Origin of the sequence: Nocardia aurantiaca, from assembly GCF_009708175.1 — a bacterium.
Taxonomy (GTDB): domain Bacteria; phylum Actinomycetota; class Actinomycetes; order Mycobacteriales; family Mycobacteriaceae; genus Nocardia; species Nocardia aurantiaca.
The window spans coordinates 184,852-201,835 of the sequence record NZ_WMBB01000002.1; the positions used below are offsets into that span (position 1 = coordinate 184,852).

16 protein-coding genes are annotated in these 16,984 nt (G+C 66.7%); 6 read left to right on the forward strand and 10 right to left on the reverse strand.

Annotated elements, in window-relative coordinates; translation table 11 throughout:
• Positions 1–10: 10 nt before the first annotated feature.
• Genes GLP40_RS04355 through GLP40_RS04370 form a run of 4 tightly spaced genes read right to left on the reverse strand, consistent with a single transcriptional unit; the run spans position 11 to position 5,453 of the window.
• Positions 11–1,648, reverse strand: a complete 1,638-nt coding sequence (locus GLP40_RS04355) for an ABC transporter family substrate-binding protein (RefSeq protein ID WP_230329231.1) — start codon at positions 1,646–1,648, stop codon at positions 11–13.
• A 39-nt stretch (positions 1,649–1,687) separates the two neighbouring features.
• The gene (locus GLP40_RS04360; RefSeq protein ID WP_154786825.1) at positions 1,688–3,526 is read right to left on the reverse strand and encodes an ABC transporter ATP-binding protein; all 1,839 of its coding nucleotides are present in this window, start codon (positions 3,524–3,526) and stop codon (positions 1,688–1,690) included.
• A 26-nt stretch (positions 3,527–3,552) separates the two neighbouring features.
• Positions 3,553–4,479 (reverse strand): ABC transporter permease, encoded by a 927-nt coding sequence (locus GLP40_RS04365; RefSeq protein ID WP_154786528.1) that lies wholly within the window; start codon positions 4,477–4,479, stop codon positions 3,553–3,555.
• Complete coding sequence (locus GLP40_RS04370; RefSeq protein WP_154786529.1) at positions 4,479–5,453, reverse strand: ABC transporter permease; 975 nt, start codon at positions 5,451–5,453, stop codon at positions 4,479–4,481. The genes GLP40_RS04365 and GLP40_RS04370 overlap by 1 nt, the downstream gene beginning before the upstream one ends.
• Before the next feature lie 259 nt (positions 5,454–5,712).
• On the opposite strand from GLP40_RS04370, the gene GLP40_RS04375 reads away from it, so the two are divergent.
• The gene (locus GLP40_RS04375; protein ID WP_154786826.1) at positions 5,713–6,513 is read left to right on the forward strand and encodes an HAD family hydrolase; all 801 of its coding nucleotides are present in this window, start codon (positions 5,713–5,715) and stop codon (positions 6,511–6,513) included.
• 240 nt (positions 6,514–6,753) lie between these two features.
• Here GLP40_RS04375 and GLP40_RS04380 read toward each other — a convergent pair whose 3' ends face one another.
• The gene (locus tag GLP40_RS04380; protein ID WP_230329232.1) at positions 6,754–8,916 is read right to left on the reverse strand and encodes an N-acetylmuramoyl-L-alanine amidase; all 2,163 of its coding nucleotides are present in this window, start codon (positions 8,914–8,916) and stop codon (positions 6,754–6,756) included.
• A gap of 318 nt (positions 8,917–9,234) precedes the next feature.
• Between GLP40_RS04380 and GLP40_RS34340 the strand changes: the two genes are divergently transcribed.
• Positions 9,235–10,632: a SpoIID/LytB domain-containing protein gene (locus tag GLP40_RS34340; RefSeq protein ID WP_154786531.1), complete on the forward strand. Its 1,398-nt coding sequence runs from the start codon at positions 9,235–9,237 to the stop codon at positions 10,630–10,632.
• 218 nt (positions 10,633–10,850) lie between these two features.
• Here GLP40_RS34340 and GLP40_RS04390 read toward each other — a convergent pair whose 3' ends face one another.
• Positions 10,851–11,351, reverse strand: coding sequence for a MarR family winged helix-turn-helix transcriptional regulator (locus tag GLP40_RS04390; RefSeq protein WP_328289676.1), 501 nt, complete (start codon positions 11,349–11,351; stop codon positions 10,851–10,853).
• A 107-nt stretch (positions 11,352–11,458) separates the two neighbouring features.
• Here GLP40_RS04390 and GLP40_RS04395 point away from each other — a divergent pair, with 107 nt between their 5' ends.
• Positions 11,459–12,391, forward strand: a complete 933-nt coding sequence (locus GLP40_RS04395; protein WP_154786532.1) for an EamA family transporter — start codon at positions 11,459–11,461, stop codon at positions 12,389–12,391.
• Between the two features lie 32 nt (positions 12,392–12,423).
• Positions 12,424–13,062 carry an NAD(P)-dependent oxidoreductase gene (locus GLP40_RS04400; RefSeq protein ID WP_154786533.1) on the forward strand — a complete coding sequence of 213 codons (639 nt, stop codon included), beginning with the start codon at positions 12,424–12,426 and terminating at the stop codon, positions 13,060–13,062.
• Between the two features lie 257 nt (positions 13,063–13,319).
• Here the strand turns inward: GLP40_RS04400 and GLP40_RS04405 are convergent, their stop codons facing one another.
• The 3 genes from GLP40_RS04405 to GLP40_RS04415 all read right to left on the reverse strand — a co-directional run bounded on the left by GLP40_RS04405 (position 13,320) and on the right by GLP40_RS04415 (position 14,830).
• Positions 13,320–13,718 (reverse strand): PIN domain nuclease, encoded by a 399-nt coding sequence (locus tag GLP40_RS04405; RefSeq protein WP_154786534.1) that lies wholly within the window; start codon positions 13,716–13,718, stop codon positions 13,320–13,322.
• Positions 13,719–13,729: 11 nt separating this feature from the next.
• Positions 13,730–13,930, reverse strand: a complete 201-nt coding sequence (locus GLP40_RS04410) for a type II toxin-antitoxin system VapB family antitoxin (RefSeq protein ID WP_154786535.1) — start codon at positions 13,928–13,930, stop codon at positions 13,730–13,732.
• Between the two features lie 168 nt (positions 13,931–14,098).
• Positions 14,099–14,830, reverse strand: a complete 732-nt coding sequence (locus tag GLP40_RS04415; RefSeq protein WP_154786536.1) for a S1 family peptidase — start codon at positions 14,828–14,830, stop codon at positions 14,099–14,101.
• A 286-nt stretch (positions 14,831–15,116) separates the two neighbouring features.
• Between GLP40_RS04415 and GLP40_RS04420 the strand changes: the two genes are divergently transcribed.
• Positions 15,117–15,569, forward strand: a complete 453-nt coding sequence (locus GLP40_RS04420) for a DUF4189 domain-containing protein (protein ID WP_154786537.1) — start codon at positions 15,117–15,119, stop codon at positions 15,567–15,569.
• Between the two features lie 114 nt (positions 15,570–15,683).
• Complete coding sequence (locus tag GLP40_RS04425; protein WP_328289677.1) at positions 15,684–16,439, forward strand: MerR family transcriptional regulator; 756 nt, start codon at positions 15,684–15,686, stop codon at positions 16,437–16,439.
• A 303-nt stretch (positions 16,440–16,742) separates the two neighbouring features.
• Here the strand turns inward: GLP40_RS04425 and GLP40_RS04430 are convergent, their stop codons facing one another.
• Positions 16,743–16,898, reverse strand: coding sequence for a hypothetical protein (locus GLP40_RS04430; RefSeq protein WP_154786538.1), 156 nt, complete (start codon positions 16,896–16,898; stop codon positions 16,743–16,745).
• Between the last annotated feature and the right edge of the window lie 86 nt (positions 16,899–16,984).

The following is a 16,984-nucleotide window of genomic DNA, read 5'->3' on the forward strand; positions in this document are numbered from 1 at the left end:
TCGGCCGGGCCTATTTCAAGAACCCGATGGCGGTGTAGTCGTACGAGGCCAGCCCGGCGGAGCCGAAGTTGGCCAGCTCGGACCGTACCCCGTAGTTGCCCTCATCCTGCATCAACGGCAGCGAGTGGCCCTCCTCGAAGACCTTGCGGTCGACCTGATTCGCCATGTGGATGGCCTTGTCGGGGTCCAGCTCGGACAGCGTCTGGTCGATGAGGGTGTTCAGTTCCGGCGATCCGATGCGCCCGTAGTTGAGTTGCAGATCATTGGGGTACAGCCCGAAAATCTGCGGGATGCTGCTGAATACGAAGGCGTCGCCGCCCATGGAGAACTGACAGACATCGAAATCGCCGGGTTGGATGACATCGGTGAAGAAGCGTTGCGCCGGCCGGGCGTCGATGGTCAGCTCGACGCCGATCCGGCGCAGGTCCTGCTGGATCAACTTGGCGATCTGAACCCAGGTGTCATCGTTGTAGAAGACGTCCCGGATCGACAGCTTCTTGCCGTCCTTGACCCGGTAGTCGCCCTGTTTCACCCAGCCGAGCGCGTCGAGCTCCCGGCCGGCGGCGTCCGGGTCGAAGCCGAGACTGTTGTCCTGATACCCGTGCTGCCCGCGCAGGAAGACATGATTGTTCAGGGGCTGTGGGCTGTCGACCAGCCCGTTCTGCATTGTCTCGGCGATGCGCTGGCGGTCGATCGCCTTCGAGATGGCGACGCGCAGTTGGGGGTCAGCGACGATCGAGCCCGGTGCGCCGTTGAAGGCGAAGTAGCGCCACCGGTTCAGCGGCGCGTGGCGGATGGATACACCCGGCACCGAGCGGAGATTCTGCAGATCGCCGACGGTGCTGAGCAGCGCCGCGTCGAGTTCGTTGTTCTGCACCGCCTGCGTCCACGCGTTGCGGTCCAGTACCCGAATGGTGACGGTGTCCAGCTTGGGGGTGTTTCCCCACCATTTGGGGTTGCGAGTCAGCGTGATCAGGCCGCCGGTGCGGTCGATGGATTGCAGCACGAACGGTCCGGCGGAGACCGGGAGCCCGTTCACCAACGACTTGTTGAACGAATTCGGGTCGGCTGTCACCGATTTCGGATACAGCATGGCGTTGCCCGCGAACTGTCCGCGCCAATCGGCGTAAGGCTTGTCGAAGGTGATGACGGCCTGCCGGTCATCGGTTCCGCGCTCGACCTTCGCCACCCGGTCGAAACCATTGCTGATGGCGATCTGGAAGTCCTTGTTCCTGCCGTTCAGCGAATTCGCTTCGGAAGCAATGTCTTCCCAGGTGATGGGGGTGCCGTCGGACCACACCGCCTTGGGGTTGATGGTGTAGGTGACGACCTGGGGATTGGTGGACGTGAGCTGCACGTCGCTGAAGAAGTCATGGTCGACGGTGAGGTTGCCCGCGGCATCGGTGTCGAAAGACCGCGGCATCAGGAATTTGATGATGTCCGCGTAATCACCGTCATTGCCGTCGATCTGGAGGATGTTCCAGTTGACGGGCACTTCGGGGGTGGGCAGCCGCAGGTTCCCGCCATCCTTGATGTCGTCGCGTGGATGGGGATTGATGTCGGACGCGGTGCCCAGCTGGCCGGTCCCGGTCGGGGTCGGCGTGTTGCTGCTGCACGCCGCCAATGCCAACCCGCTCGCGAGGACCATTGCGGCGCATGCTCGTTTACTTCGCATACGACACCCTTTCTATCGGGTCGCCACCGGTACCGGCACCGCGTCGATCAGCGCGCGGGTGTATTCGTGCTCCGGACTGGCGAAAATTCGTTCCGCCGGGCCGTATTCGACGATCTGCCCGCGGTACATGACCGCAATGTCGTGGGCAAGATTACGCACCACCGACAGGTCGTGCGAAACGAACAAATACGACAGACCGCGCTCGGTTTGCAGATCGCGCAGCAGGTTGAGCACACCGGCCTGAATGGAGACGTCCAGCGAGGACACCGGCTCGTCGAGCACCAGCAGCTCCGGATCCAGCGCCAGTGCCCGCGCGATGTTGATGCGCTGCTTCTGGCCGCCGGAGAAGTCCGCCGGGTACCGGTCCGCATGCTCGGGCCGCAGCCCCACCTGCTCGAGCAACTGCGGTACGCGCCGGTTGATCTCCTCGCGGGAACGCCCGTCGATGCGCAGCGGTTCGGCCAGCGCGTCCGAGATCGGCAAGCGTGGATCCAGGGACGCCGACGGATCCTGGAAGACGATCTGCATCTTCCGGCGGATGTTCCGGCGCTGCTGCTTGCTCAGCTCGGATACGTCAGTGCCCAGGATTTCGATGCTGCCGCCCTCCGGCCGCAAGAGCTCCATGATCTGGGTGAGCGTGGTCGACTTGCCGGAGCCGGATTCGCCGACCAGCGCCAAGGTGCGGCCGGCCCGCACCTCGAAGCTGATGCCGTCCACCGCCTTGACCTCGCCGACCCGGCGACGGAACACCACACCCTTGGTGAGCGGGAAGGTCTTGCGCAAATCGGTCACCTTCAGCACCACCCGCGAGGAGTCGACCTTCGCGATCTCCTCCGGTGCCTCGATCTCCTTGCGGTAGGCCGAGAACAGTTCCCGGCTGCCCACCTCCGCGGTCCGAATGCAGGCCGCCCGGTGCCCGGGCCCCGTATCCTGCAGTGGCGGTTCGGCCGCGCGGCACTCGTCGATGGAGACGGGGCAGCGGGGCGCGAATGAGCAGCCCTGCGGCAGGGCGTGCATGGCCGGCGGGTTGCCGACGATCGGGATGAGCGGCGACCGCGCGGGACCATCCATGCGCGAGATAGAGCCCAGCAATCCGACCGTGTAGGGCATCCGAGGTGCGGTGAAAAGCTCCTGCGCAGGCGCCGTTTCGACGATCCGCCCCGCGTACATGACCGCCACCCGGTCGGCCAATGTCGCCGCGATGCCCATGTCATGGGTGATGAAGATGACGCCCGCACCGGTGATGTCGCGCGCCTTGCGCAACAGGTTCAGGATCTGCTTCTGCACGGTCACGTCGAGTGCCGTGGTCGGTTCGTCGCAGATGATGAGCTCGGGATCATTGGCGATGGCCATGGCGATGACGACGCGCTGGCGCATTCCGCCCGAGAACTCGTGCGGAAATGCTGTGGCGCGCTGGGCCGCATCCGGAATGCCGACCAGGTCCAGCAGTTCCACCGCCTTGGCGGCGGCTTCCTGCTTGCTCATCTTCCGGTGCGCCAGCAGGGCTTCCGCGATCTGGTCGCCGATCCGGTAGACGGGGGTCAGTGCGGACAGCGGGTCCTGGAACACCATGGACACCTTGCTGCCGCGCAGGGCGGACATCTGTTTGTCGTCCAGTCCCAGCAGTTCCCGGCCGCGTAGGCGGATCGATCCCCGCACGCGCGCCTGCTCGGGCAGCAGGCCGATGACGGCCATTGAGGACACCGATTTGCCGGAGCCCGATTCGCCGACGATCGCCAGCACCTCGCCGTCGTTGACCGCGAAGTTCACCCCGCGCACCGCGTCGACGCGACCCTCCTCGCCCGGAAAGGACACACGCAGGTCGGAGACTTCCAGCAGGGGCGCGGTCATCTTGGACCGCTCGGCCGAATCCTGGCTCATTTGCCGGCCTTTCGTGCCTGCTTCGCCCGTGCTTTCCTGGCCGTCGGGTCGAAGGCGTCGCGCAGCCCGTCTCCCATGAGGTTGGCGGACAGCACGATGACCACCAGGAACGCGCCGGAGAACATGAACGTCCACGGGTACGTGAGTGCGTTCTTGGAGTAGTCGCCGATCAGCGAGCCCAACGACACGTCGGGCGGCTGGACACCGAAACCCAAGAAGCTCAAACCGGTTTCGGCCATGACGGCCCCTCCCACGGCGAGGGTGGTGTCGATGATCAGGATCGAGGCGATGTTCGGGACGATGTGCGTGGTGATGACCGTCCAGGTGGATGCACCCATATATCGTGCGGCGCGCACGAATTCGCGATCCCGCAAGGTCAGCGACAACCCGCGGACGATGCGTGCCGAGATCATCCAGCCGAACGCCGCGATCAGCACCACCAGCAGCACCACCGAGCTGTTGCCCTTGGTCTTCGGGGCGAACAGGGCGATGAAGATGAAACTGGGGACTACCAGCAGCAGATCCACCAGCCACATGATCGCGCGGTCCGTCCAGCCGCCCAGCAGGCCCGCCACCGAACCTGCGGCGGTCGCGATGATCGCCGAGATGATCGCCGCGCCGAACCCGATCACCAGGGATTTCTGCAGGCCGTGCAGGGTCTGTGCCAGTACATCCTCACCCAGCGAGGTGGTACCGAACCAGTGTTTTCCATTGGGCGGCTTCAGCTTCGCCGTGGTGTCGATGTCGGTGTAGCCGTACGGCAGGAAGTGCGGCACGGCGAACGCGATCACGAACAGCAGGATCAGCACGACCGCCGCGGTCACCGCGATCTTGTTGCGCAGGAATCGCCGCCACACCAACTTGCGGCGGCCCGCGGCGGCGATCTGTGGCGCGCCCTGGACGATGGTTTCCACCTCGGTCATCAGACACGCACCCTGGGATCGAGAATCGCATACACGATGTCGGACAGCAGGCCGGACAACAGGATCACCAATCCCGCGAAGAGCGTCACCGTCAGCACGACATTGATGTCCTGGGCGTGGATGGAGTCCACCAGCCACTCGCCCATACCGTGCCAGCCGAAGATCTTCTCGGTGAAGGTCGCGCCCGTGACGAGTCCGCCGAAGCTATAGGCGAACAGTGTCGCCATGGGGATGAGCGCGGTGCGAAGACCGTGTTTGAACAATGCGCGGGTCCGGGTGAGCCCCTTGGCACGGGCGGTGCGAATGAAATCGCCGCCGAGTACGTCGAGCATCGCATTGCGCTGGTAGCGGCTGTATCCCGCCATCGCACCGAGCGCCAGGCCGAGCGTCGGGATCAGCATGTGCTGGGCCCGGTCCACGATCTGGTTCCACAGCCCGTGCACGGCTGTCGCCGAGGTCTCGCCGGTATAGAGGAAGATCTGCTTGCCGGTGGCCAGATTGATTTCGAGCGCACCGTATTTCAACAGCGTCGCCAGCAGGAACACCGGTGTCGACAACAGCAGCATCGACACGATGGTGCTGAAGTAGTCACTGAACTTGTACTGCCGGATGGCATTAGCCGCACCGATCAGCACGCCCAGCACGGTGCCCACCACCGAACCGATCACCAGCAGCCGCAGACTGACACCGATCCGGCGGCCGAGCTCGTCCTTGACCGGCTGTCCGGCCAGCGTCTTGCCGAAGTCACCATGGACAACACCGTTCGCCCATGCCAGGTACCGCGCCGGGATCGGATCATTCAGATGCAATTCCGCCCGTTTCGCGTCGATCACCGACTGCGGTGGCCGCGGATTGCGTTGTTCCAGATAGTCCAGCGGGGTGAACGTGAGGGACGCCACAGTGAACACCAGGAACGACGCCAGCACCAGCAGCACGACATAGTTCAGCGCACGTCGCAGCAGAAAACCGGCCATCATTCCCTTTCGGGGTCGAGTACTGACCCCAGATCATAGGGACAGAATTATGTGAACGCGGGGTACGGACCGCGGACGCCGCGGCAATCCATGTGTTATTGCTCGCGTCCTGGTCGCGGATGGGGTGTGAGGTGGGCGGGGCCGGACGTGTGCCGGAAAGGTCTCGTTTGTACGGCGGGGTCGGTAATCCACGGGCGCGGCGGTTGTCGCTCGAGGCAGGATGGAGTAGGTGACGCTCTTTCACCTGCCCAAACCCAAGATGGTCGCCTCCGATGTGGACGGCACGCTCATCGACCATCATGAGCAGGTGAGCGCGCGCACCAGGGCCGCGGTCAATGCCCTCATCGCCGACGGGGTGCCGTTCGTGCTCGCCACCGGAAGGCCGCCGCGTTGGATCGATCCGGTCGTCGACGGGCTCGGCTTCGCGCCGCTGTGCGTGTGCGGCAATGGCGCGGTCATCTACGACAGCGCCACCGACCGGGTGCTGGATTCCCGCACCCTGGATATCGAGACGCTCACCTGGGCCGCCGATCTGGCCGAGCGACTGCTCCCGGGCTGCGGCCTGGCGGCCGAGCGCGTCGGCGTCACCGCGCACGACGCGGCGACTCCGCAGTTCGTCAGCTCCCCCGAATACGAGCACGCCTGGCTCAACCCGGACGACACCCAGGTCTCGCGCGCCGAGGTCATCGCCGCGCCCGCGATCAAGATGCTCATCCGCCTGCCCGGGGCCACCAGCGCCGCCATGCGCGCGGCCCTGGGACCGCACCTGGCGGGCCGCGCGGATCTCACGTATTCCACCGACAACGGGCTGATCGAGCTGTCGGCCACCGGCGTCACGAAGGCGACGGGCCTCGCGACCGTCGCTCAGCGCCTGGGCGTGCAGCACAGCTCTCTCATCGCCTTCGGCGACATGCCCAATGACGTCCCGATGCTCCTCATGGCGGGTCACGGTGTCGCCATGGCCAACGCCCACCCCGAGGCTATCGCCGCCGCGGACGAGGTCGCCCCCTCCAATGTCGAGGACGGCGTCGCCCGCACCCTCGAACGCTGGTGGTCCTGAACGAGGGTATCGAGCGGCCGATCGAGAGTTCTTCCCTCACTCCGACAGTCCTATCCCGTCATATCGGTGGTTCACTCTCGTCATGCCGGCAGTCCCCGTCATCCGGTGGTTCTCCCCGTCATTCCGGCGCGTTTCGGCCGGAATCCAGTACGACGCAGTGGATCCGGCTGAGAGCCTGCCGGGATGACGGGGAGAACATCTGTCCAGTCGCTTGGTTGGGGAGCACTTCTGTCCAGCCGCTCAATTGGAGGCGACCGGGGTTCCCAGGGCGGGAATGGGCTTGCCGGGGGCGGGGTCCTGGACTGCGCCGTAATTCTTCAGGACGGTCGTCACGATTCCGGTGAGCTTGTTGAAGATCAGTGCGCCGTTCTGGAAATCGGTGCGGACACCGTCTGGGACCGGATATTCATTGCTCGTGGGCAGGCCGAGAATTCCTGTGCCCGCACCCAATTGGAGGAAGCGCTCCAGGATCTTGCCGACCACCGTGAAGATCTGTCCGGTCGGCGAGGCATAGACGTAACCATTGGTGAATTGGCCGTACTGGCCGCCGTCCGCGAGCGCGATCGGCTCCGCTTTCGGTTGTCCCAGTGGGCCGTTCGCGCCGCCCTGCTCGTTCCAGTAGCGGGCCACCGGGCTGCGGTCGAGCATGTTCAGGATCCTCTGGGTGAGGTCGGCGAGGGCGGCCAGATCCACGTGGTCACCGGTATCGGGGGCCGGGGAGGGCAGTGGGTTGCCCGCGTTCTGGCCCGGTCGGGTCTGTACCGGGTTGGGCTGGGCGGGCGTGTTCGTGCCGCGGGCCGTGTCCTCGGCGATCTGCCGGATCTTGTCCATCAGGGCGTAGACGGCATCACCCGGGCAGGTCGTATTGCCGACATCGCGGTGCGCGAAGATATTCGGCAGGTTGACCGCCTGTCCCAGCGCGTATTTCGTGTAGTCGCTGCCCTCGGAGTACATGGTGGTCGAGCCCTCGGGATCGATGCCCGCCACCTTGGCGCGCCAGCCGATGTACTGGCCGATCGCCTGGATGGACACGTCCGTCGGAGCCTCGTCCTCGTAGTCGCCCATCAGCGCGACACCGGCGGTGTTGATATTGAAACCGCCCGCGTGCGCGCCCTCGACCGGGCGGTCCAGACCGCCGTAGCGGCCCTCGAAGATCTGCCCGTACTTGTCGACCAGGGCGTTGTAGCCGATGTCGCACCAGCCCAGCGTTTTCGCGTGATACGAATAGATGGCGCGCACGATGCCCGCCGATTCGGCCTTGGTGTAGTCATTGCGACCCGCCGTGTGGTGCACGGTGATCGCGGAGACGCCGTCGTCGTAGGTGGGTTCCTCGCAGCGCAGTGATTCGTCCGCACCCCACTGGGCCCGGGTGATCACCTTAGGTCCGCCGCCGGGCAGCGGCGCGGCGACCGAGGACAGGTTCTGGTCTATGCTGTCTCGGCCCGGATCGATCAGCACCGCGGCCAGCTTCTCCAGATCGACCTGCGCCGGATCGGCCGAACCGTCGTCGAGCGGACCCGGTTGGGCGGCCGCGGCGGCCGGTTTGCGGGTCACCAGCATCTGCACGGTCTTGGTGTTGCCGACATAGATCGGCTCGGTGCCGGTGCGCTTGCCCGCCGCGGGACGGTCCTTGCCGTTCTCGGTTTCGGCGTCGTACCAGGGTCCCCAGGTGCCGTCGGGACGCTGGGCGCGGATCTTGGTGGTGGTGCCGACGAGGTCCTGCGCGGTGAGCGCGACCATGCTGAACGGCGTGTCCCGGGTGAGCTCCTTGACCTGTGCGCCGACCTTGTCGATCAGATCGGTGGGCACCGCGCCGGGGTTCAGCGCGGGGGTTCGCAGATCACTGGTCAGGCCGGGGACCTGATGCGGTCCGGCAGCAGCGGGATTGTCGGCGCTGGGGATCGGCGCCCGAGTGCCGGAATCCGCTGGCGCGACCGGCGTGTCGCCGCCCGGAGCGGTAGCCGCAGCGCCGGGTGTCGGCGGGGCGGTGGGTGCCGGTGTGGCGGCGGGATCGGTTGGGGCGGAGGAAGTTTCGGTGCCCGGCGTGGCGGGCGGCCGCGGAACCTCGGGGCCCGGTTCGGCGATGAAGCCGGGTGTCCCGGCGGCCGGGGTGGTGAGCCGGGCGGAGCCGGGTGTGACGGGGGTGGCGTTGGGGAGCGAGCCCGACACGGTGGGGCGGGCGGGGCGTGGCGGGGCGGGCGGCTGCGAGCCGTTGTTCAGCTGCGGTAGTGGAATCTCGCTGGGTAGTTGGACGCCCGGAATGAGATTCGGCGGGATCGGAATCGATTTGGGCAGCGGCAACATCCGCAGATCGGACAGGTGCAGGTCGGGCAGGTTCAGTCCGGTCAGCTCACGCAGCGGCAGGACGATATCGGGTGCCGAGGATAGGGCGACTTCGGCCATTTGTGCAGGTATAGCTGCCAGATTGCTTTCATCCGTGTTCCGGACATCCCGGGAATCGCTCAGCGCGAGTATGCCGACCGGAGCGGTCAGCGCGAGGACGGTGACAACCGGGAGCATGTAGGCGTTTTTCGGTTTGCGATACGGCACAAGCATCTCCCATTCAGGTAAATCCGTCTAACCGCGCCCGGAGCACAAGCTTGCTACTTGGCGCATCAGCGATCACACTAGTCCCTACTGTCACATTCTCTAAACGTATGGTTGAGGCTCAGCTTTGAGTAACTCGAATGTAGCTTCGGCTCTCGACAGAACGGGTATGACATGCCGAACGGGTACCTAGCCGAGCGCCGGAAACGGCGCGGCCTGCTCACCCTGTCCCTCGCTGTCGCCGCCACCACCGGCGGTACCGCCCTGCTGATCTGGGCGTGGCCCGACAATGCCTTCCTCTTCACCGCCGGCGCCGGTCACGGCCGCGGCCTCAGCCAGAACGGCGCCTTCGACAAGGCCGCGGCGGGCTGGAACGCCGACCGCATCCTGGCCAACTACTACGACGGAGCCGAGCTGGCCGAGGTCGGCCCGACCACGGTCCGCGTCCGCCTCATGGGGCAGGATGACAAGACCCTCGACATCGGCTCCGACTCCGTCTTCTACGTCGCCGGCCGCCGCGTGATCCCCGGCCAGGCCGCGCACCTGACGCCCACCGCCACCGGCGCCGACGTCACCATCACCCAGGGCTGCGGCGGCGACACCCTCTGGGAGGGTGAAACCGACGATCCCTGGGCCTACCCCGTCACCGACGGCACCGCCCGCCCCGCCAACGAACAACTCGAGATCTGCGGCGGCAACGCCTATCGCGGCGTCCTCGGCGTGGCCCTCGACAACGGCTCCCCGCGCACGGTCAACGAGGTCGACCTCGACGACTACCTCAAGGGCGTGGTCCCCGCCGAAATGGTCCCCGGCTGGGCCGACCAGGGCGGCACCGAGGCCCTGCGCGCCCAGGCCATCGCCGCCCGCTCCTACGCCCTGGCCGAGGAGCGCTACCCCTACGCCCAGACCTGCGACACCACCGACTGCCAGATGTACCTCGGCACCGACAAGGAGGATCCCCGCACCACCGACGCCGTCGAGGACACCTCCGGCCGAGTCCTGGTGCGCGACAACCACATCCTCCGCGCCGAATACTCCGCCGCCCCCGACGGCGGCCTCCCCACCCCCGCCTCCGCCATGGAGATCGGCCCCGCTCTCACCGACTTCCCCGCGGCCGTGACCCCGGGCTTGCCCACCATTCCCGTCCTCACCCCGCCGACGCCCCAAACCCAGCCCACTCCAACGGAATCCGACCCGGCAACCCCCACGACACCGGACGCCGCCACCCCCGACCCCTCGGTTCCGGCCTACATCGACCCGACCAACGCCACCCCGGGCGCCGAAACCCCCGCCACCTCGGGCAATTCCACCCCGGTCCACCCCGCCCCCGAGAACCGAACGCGGGTCAACATCCCCCTCCCGACCCCCGGCAGCGCCGACCCCAACTCCATGGTCGCCGACCCCCGCTCGGCCCCGGCGCCCGCCGGTTCCGGCCTGGTCAAGCCGGTGATCCCCGCCGAAACCCCCGCCCCGCGCCCCGCCTCCACCCCCGCCCTGCCCGCCTCCCCGGTCCCGGCCTACGCCCCACCCCAGCCGACGACCCCAGCACTGGCGCACCAGACTCCGCGGTAATTGGCACGAATAGTCATTGCCGATCCGCCCGCTGCTACTTCCGATGTATGCCTGTAAGCCGCGAAATGCAGTCAATGGCAGATGATTTCACTGCCAGCGTCAGCGAATCAATGCAGTCTCGCCCGACCTGTCGTTAGTTCTCCGCACACTGGTTATCGCTCAGATCCATTGCGTAAGAACCGATCAGGCACAGCAGAGACCGCCGCCTCCTTCGTGATTCAGTCCAGAGCGAGGTCGCCGAGGGATTCGGCGAACTTGCGGAGGAGAGGGATGAGGGTTTCGCGGTCGGCGGGGGTGAGGTCGGCCAGGAGGCGCTGTTCGTTTTTCATGTGGAGGGGGAGGATTCGGTCGATCAGGGCTCGCCCGGCGTCGGTGAGGTGGACCCGGATGGCGCGGCGGTCGTTCGGGTCGGGGACGCGTTGTACCCAGCCTTTGGCGGTCAGTCGGTCGATGCGGTTGGTGATGGCGCCGGAGGTGATCATGGCGGCCTTGTTGAGAGCGCCTGCGCTGAGGCCGGATTCGTTGCCGGAGCGGCGGAGGGTGGCGAGGACGTCGAATTCCCAGCGTTCCAGGCCCTGGCCGCGGAAGAAGTCGGAGAGCTCGCGGTCGACGATGCGGCCCAGGCGGGCGATGCGGCCGAAGATCTCCATGGGGGAGGTGTCGACGTCGGGGCGCTGCTGACGCCAGGCGGCGGTGATCTGGTCGACGGCGTCGGGCACCGGCGGGCTCCTCTCGGGGCGGAATAAATCTCAACATTGAGATACTTGACGGTGAGGTATCCAGATGGTGTTATCTCAACTTTGAGATTATCAATGAGGAGTTACCGATGACCACCGCACGCGTCGGAGCCGCCGGACTCGCCGGAACGCTCGCCCTCACCGGGCTCGCGCCGCTGGTGTGGGGATCGACCTACGCCGTCACCACGACCTTCCTGCCGCCGGAACGGCCCATGTTCACCGCCCTCATGCGGGTGCTGCCCGCCGGCCTGCTGCTCCTGGCGATCACGCGGAAACTGCCGCGTGGACAGTGGATTCCGCGGGCGTTCGTCCTCGGCGGACTGAACATCGGACTGTTCACGCCGCTGCTGTTCGTCGCCGCCTATCGGCTGCCGGGCGGGGTGGCGGCGGTGCTCGCCGCGGCCGCGCCGCTGTTCGCGGTCGGCTTCGCGGCCCTCGCCCTGAACGAACGGCTCACGCTGCGCAAGGTGTCGGCCGCCTTGATCGGGCTGATCGGCGTGGGACTCGTCGTACTCAGGGCCACAGCGACTCTCGACACCCTCGGCATCATCGCGGGCCTGCTGGCGGCCATCTCCATGGCGGCGGGCACGGTGATGACCAAGCGCTGGGGCCGCCCCGAAGGCATCCGACCGTTGGCCATGACCGGCTGGCAGCTCACCGCGGGCGGACTCATGTTGCTGCCGGTCGCCGCCCTTGTCGAAGGCGCGCCGCCCGCGCTGGACGGCCGGGCCATCGGCGGCTACCTCTACCTGGGCCTGATCGGCACCGCCGCTGCCTACGCGCTGTGGTTCCGCGGCATCGCCAAGGCCAATGCCACCTCGGTGGCCTTCCTCGGCCTGCTCAGCCCGCTGTCGGCGGCCGTCATCGGCTGGGCCGCGCTGGGCCAGGCGCTGGCCCCGCTGCAGATCCTGGGCATGGCCATCGCGCTGGGCGGCACGCTGCTCGGCCAGACCGGATCCGCGCCCCGCGCAACGGAATCGGCGAAGCAAGCCGACATCGCCACGACCCGCGTCGCGGCCTGACGCGGAACCATCTCCCGAAGGAGCGAAAGACCATGCAGATCACAGTGTTCGGAGCGAGTGGCGACGCGGGGAGCCGGGTCGTGGCGGAGGCCCTGAGCCGGGGTCACCGGGTGCGGGCGGTCGCGCGCACCGCGGAGAGGCTGCGGGCGCTGCCGGAGCAGGTCGAGGTGTGGACCGGCAATGCCGCCGACCCCGCCGATGTGGAGAAGGCGGCGGCCGGCAGCGATGTCGTGGTGGGCGCGACCCGCCCGGCCCCGGGCCGCGAGCACGAATTGGCCGAGGTCGCCGCGGCCCTGCTGGAAGGCTTGGCGGGCAGCGGAACCCGGCTGCTGGTGATCGGCGGCGCGGGCAGCCTCACCGTCGCCGGGACCGGGAAGCTCCTCACCGAGCAGCCCGACTTCCCGGCCCACCTGCTGCCCATCGCCGAGGGCGGCAACCGCCAGCTCGAGGTATTCCGGACCACCGCGCACGCGGTGAACTGGACCTACATCAGCCCGGCCGCCCTGTTCGAGCCCGGCGAGCGGACCGGCGTCTACCGCCTCGGCACGGACGAGCTGCTCACCGACGAGCAGGGCAATTCCGCGCTCTCCATGGAGGACATGGCCGTCGCCCTGCTCGACGAGATCGAGCGGCCGCGCCACCACCGCACCCGCTTCACCGTCGGCTACTGAACCCGAAAAGTCTTACGGCACAATTGAATACATTCAGTAACTACTGCGGGGCGTGGATCGGATGACCTCGTCACGCCCCGCGCGTCGAGCTGTCGACCCCGTGCGATCAGGCGATGTGACCGGATCCGCGTGCAGAGTAACTCACCCCACGGCTCGTAACCGGTGCCTCCAGCGTTTGCCCCCGGCCTGACCGCGGACCGATCCTGAGACGACGGCGCAAAACGCGAATCGCCGACTGTGGACCCACCGGCACCAGATCAGGAGGTTCGCAGCCGGTGCTGCGGCTGGCCGGTTATCTCGGCGATCGTCTGGTAGTCGCTGTCTACGTGAAGAACCGTTGCGCCATGGACTTCGGCGGTGGCGGCGATGATCAGATCCGGTATCGGGAGACGGTGGCCACCACGCTCGGCCAGTATGCCCTGTACCGTGAGGGCGCGATCCATGACTTCCTCGGTGAGGGGAAGCCAGACCAGTGATTTCTGACCCGTGATCTTGGCCAGATAGTCCTGATGTGAACGCGCGGAATACCCGATTTCCAGTGCAGTCAGATGGCAGGATGCGACCAATGAGCCTGGCGCGCTGGTTATTTCCGCGAAGTCGGCCGCCGCGTGATCGTCGCGGAGCACCCACTCGAACGCTGACTTGTCCGCCAGCATGAACAAGGTTCTCAGCGCCACGCACCCCCCATCGCGTCGGGTGACAGGTCGGTGCCGCTGTCGCGAAGCTGCTGCAGGACCTTGGTGACAGCGCGCCGGTTCGCGATTTCGCGGAGTGCCGCGTTGACGGTAGCCACCTTGGTCTTGGTGCCCAGCTCTTCCGCCGCTAGCGCGAGCGCATCGTCGTCGATGTCGATCAGGGTTCGAGACATAGCCCACCTCATTGATATCGAGAACTTTTAATTCAGGATATCAATCTTGTGGCGATAGTGATATGAGCGTGCGGTGTCGCGCGCTGTGCCGGACCCAAAAGCGCGGGGCGTGACCGGGAATCCGGTCACGCCCCGCGGTGTCGGTCGGTTCGTTCCGGCCCGAAGGTCCTATGCGACGTGGAAGCCCGCGCCGGCCCCGCCGTGGCGGTCGACATCGGCCAGCACCGTAGAGATGTTGGTGGCCAGCTCCGGCTCGTGGATCAGGTTGCCGCCACCGGTGCACAGTGGCAGTTCGATGCTGATCGGCCCGGCGTTGAAGTCGGTGCCCGCCACCACCATGCCGACCAGCTGGTCGCCGCGCAGCACGGGCGCGCCGGAGTCACCGTGGTTGGCGCACACCTGGCTGCGGAAGTAGGTGGACTTGGTCTCCCAGACCGGGCCGCAGGTGAAGCCGGTGGTGCGGCCGTTCTTGCAGACGTTCTCGCCGATCTGCGGCGGCGCGCCGACCGAGTTGATGACCGACTGGGCGACACGGCGGGTCGGGTTCACCCGGTCCGGGTTGAAGACGATGATGGCCCAGTCCATCTCGTCGTCCTTCTCGGCGATGACGCCGATGCCGCCGGAGCGGGTGTACTCGGCCGCGACGCGCGCGCCGACCTCACCGCAGTGGCCGGCGGTCAGGCCCACGAGCTGGTTCTTGTTGTCGTAGCCCATCGCGGTGATGGTGCAGTCATTGACCGAGCTGGAGTCGGAGAGGTCCTCGACGTAGACGCCGGAACCACCGCCGAGCACCACCGGTGCGGCCGCGTCAGCGGGCCCGGCGAACAGGAGGGTGGAGCTCACGGCGGTGGCGGCCACGGCCGCCCAGTGCAGAACTCGGGCGCGGCCCGCAGACAACATTGGGTTTTCCTCATCCCCCGAATATCGAAATTCGTGCGCGCGCGGAAATCGGGAGTCCGGCAGCGCGCGCGTGGAGCATGTCACGCCCGCTGGGGAGAAGCAAGTACCACTCGCGGACCGACCGATTCGATGACCTGTTCGGAAGGCATTGCCCGGCAGCGGGTTCCGGAGCGAAACCGACTTGGACCTGTCGGTGGCCCGTGATAGAAATCCGGGCAGTGGTGATCGCACCACCGAATGTAACCGGAGCGGCCTTTCTGCCGCTGCCGAACGGGGAGAATTTCGAATGGCTTTCTCGGGCAAACTCGCCCTGACCATGTTCTTTTCCGCTGCCGCCGTCCTGGTTTCGACGCTGGGGGCCGGAACCGCCAGTGCCGAGCGCGGACCGGATGGCTCGCTGTACGGCTCGCTCGCCCTGGGCACCGACGGCGGCACCTTCTACGGCGCGGCCTGGAACTACCCGGACTGGGGTTCCTCCGACGCCGACGCGCTGAGCCAGTGCGCCCACCGCGGCTGCAAGATCATGGTGCAGTTCCGTGACGGCTGCGGCGCCATCGCCGAGAGCGCCGATCACACCTACTACTACGGCGGCGCGGGCAGCAACCGCGCCGAGGCCGAGCAGGACGCCATGAACCGGCTCACCAACTGGATGCCGTCGCCACCGGCCATGTTCGGCAGCTCCGCGCCGCCGAAGCAGTCCGTGCACATCCGGTATAGCCAGTGCACCGACGGCGCGTAAACGCCGTGCCTCGGCACCCGGCCGGGCCATACTGATGAAGGCTTGACCTTGACGCTACGTCAACTTGCATCCTGAATTCGTCGAGGAGAACGAGAGGATACGAAAGGCCGGAACGTGGCAGCGGAATGGTCCATCCAGGAATTGGCGAAAGTGGCCCGCACCACCAGCCGCACCCTGCGGCATTACGGTGACCTCGGGTTATTGCCGCCGAGCCGGATCGGATCCAACGGCTACCGCTATTACGACCAAGAATCCCTCGTACGGTTGCAGCGCATCCTTTTGCTCCGGGAACTCGGCCTGGGCCTACCCGCCATCGCCGAAGTCCTCGCGGGGCAAAAGGACACCGCTGCCGCCCTGCGCACCCATCTGGAATTGCTGAAACAGGAGCAGGACCGGATCGCGCGCCAAATCGCCTCGGTGCAAACCACATTGCGCAAAACGGAAGCAGGTGAGCAACTCATGGCAGATGAGGTTTTCGACGGATTCGACCACGCTCAGTACAAGGACGAGGTCGTGCAGCGCTGGGGCAAGGAGGCCTGGGAAAGCAGCGACCGGTGGTGGAAGTCCAAGACCGACGCCGAGAAGAAGGCGTTCCAGCAGACCCACCTCGATATCGCCGCCGACTACGGCCGCGCCCGCGCCGCCGGCCTCCCGGTCGACAGCGACGAGGTGCAGGCCATCGTGCAGCGCCATTACGACTGGCTCGGCACGACCCCCACGGGCGGACCCATCAGCGCCCAGTACTTCACCAACCTCGGCGAGATGTACGTCGCCGACCCGCGGTTCGCGCAGAACTACGACAGGCACGGCGCGGGCACCGCCGAGTACGTCCGCGACGCGATCCGGGTCTACGCCGCGGCCCGGCTGTAGCCGAAAGACACGCCGCCGCAGCCCCTTTCAATTACCGCTGAGAGGGGCTGCGGCCGTTCTCGATCGGCGCTGGAACGACTCGATCGTGCGCGTCAATGACCATGCTGACCGGCGGAACCCTGGATCAGGAGCCGCGGAGTATGTGCCGCAGCATGTTTCGCGTGACATGCGGGCAGCCCAGCCCCGCGAGTTCGGTCTCCATCTCGAACGGATGGGTGCGAAGTCCTCCGAGATTTCGATCGCCTGCTTCACCTCGACCGACAGGTCAGGGGGACAGACCTGCTCCATCGCGACGGCCACATGTCATTGGACGCGATTGCGCCAGCGCGTGGCTGACGCCATCATCACGGCCACGCCGTCCTCGAGTTCGAAGCGGAATCCCGGGTCGTAGCCCGCCCGGAGATCGGCCACGGTCAGCCCGCCCGGCGCGGTCTCGAAGCGATGCGGCTCGGCTGTCATGGCACTTCCCTAGGGTTTCTACCTCAGCGTAAACCTGCACGATGGTGCATTGCGCATCATCGTGCAGGCCTGGTCGGCGCGCTTGC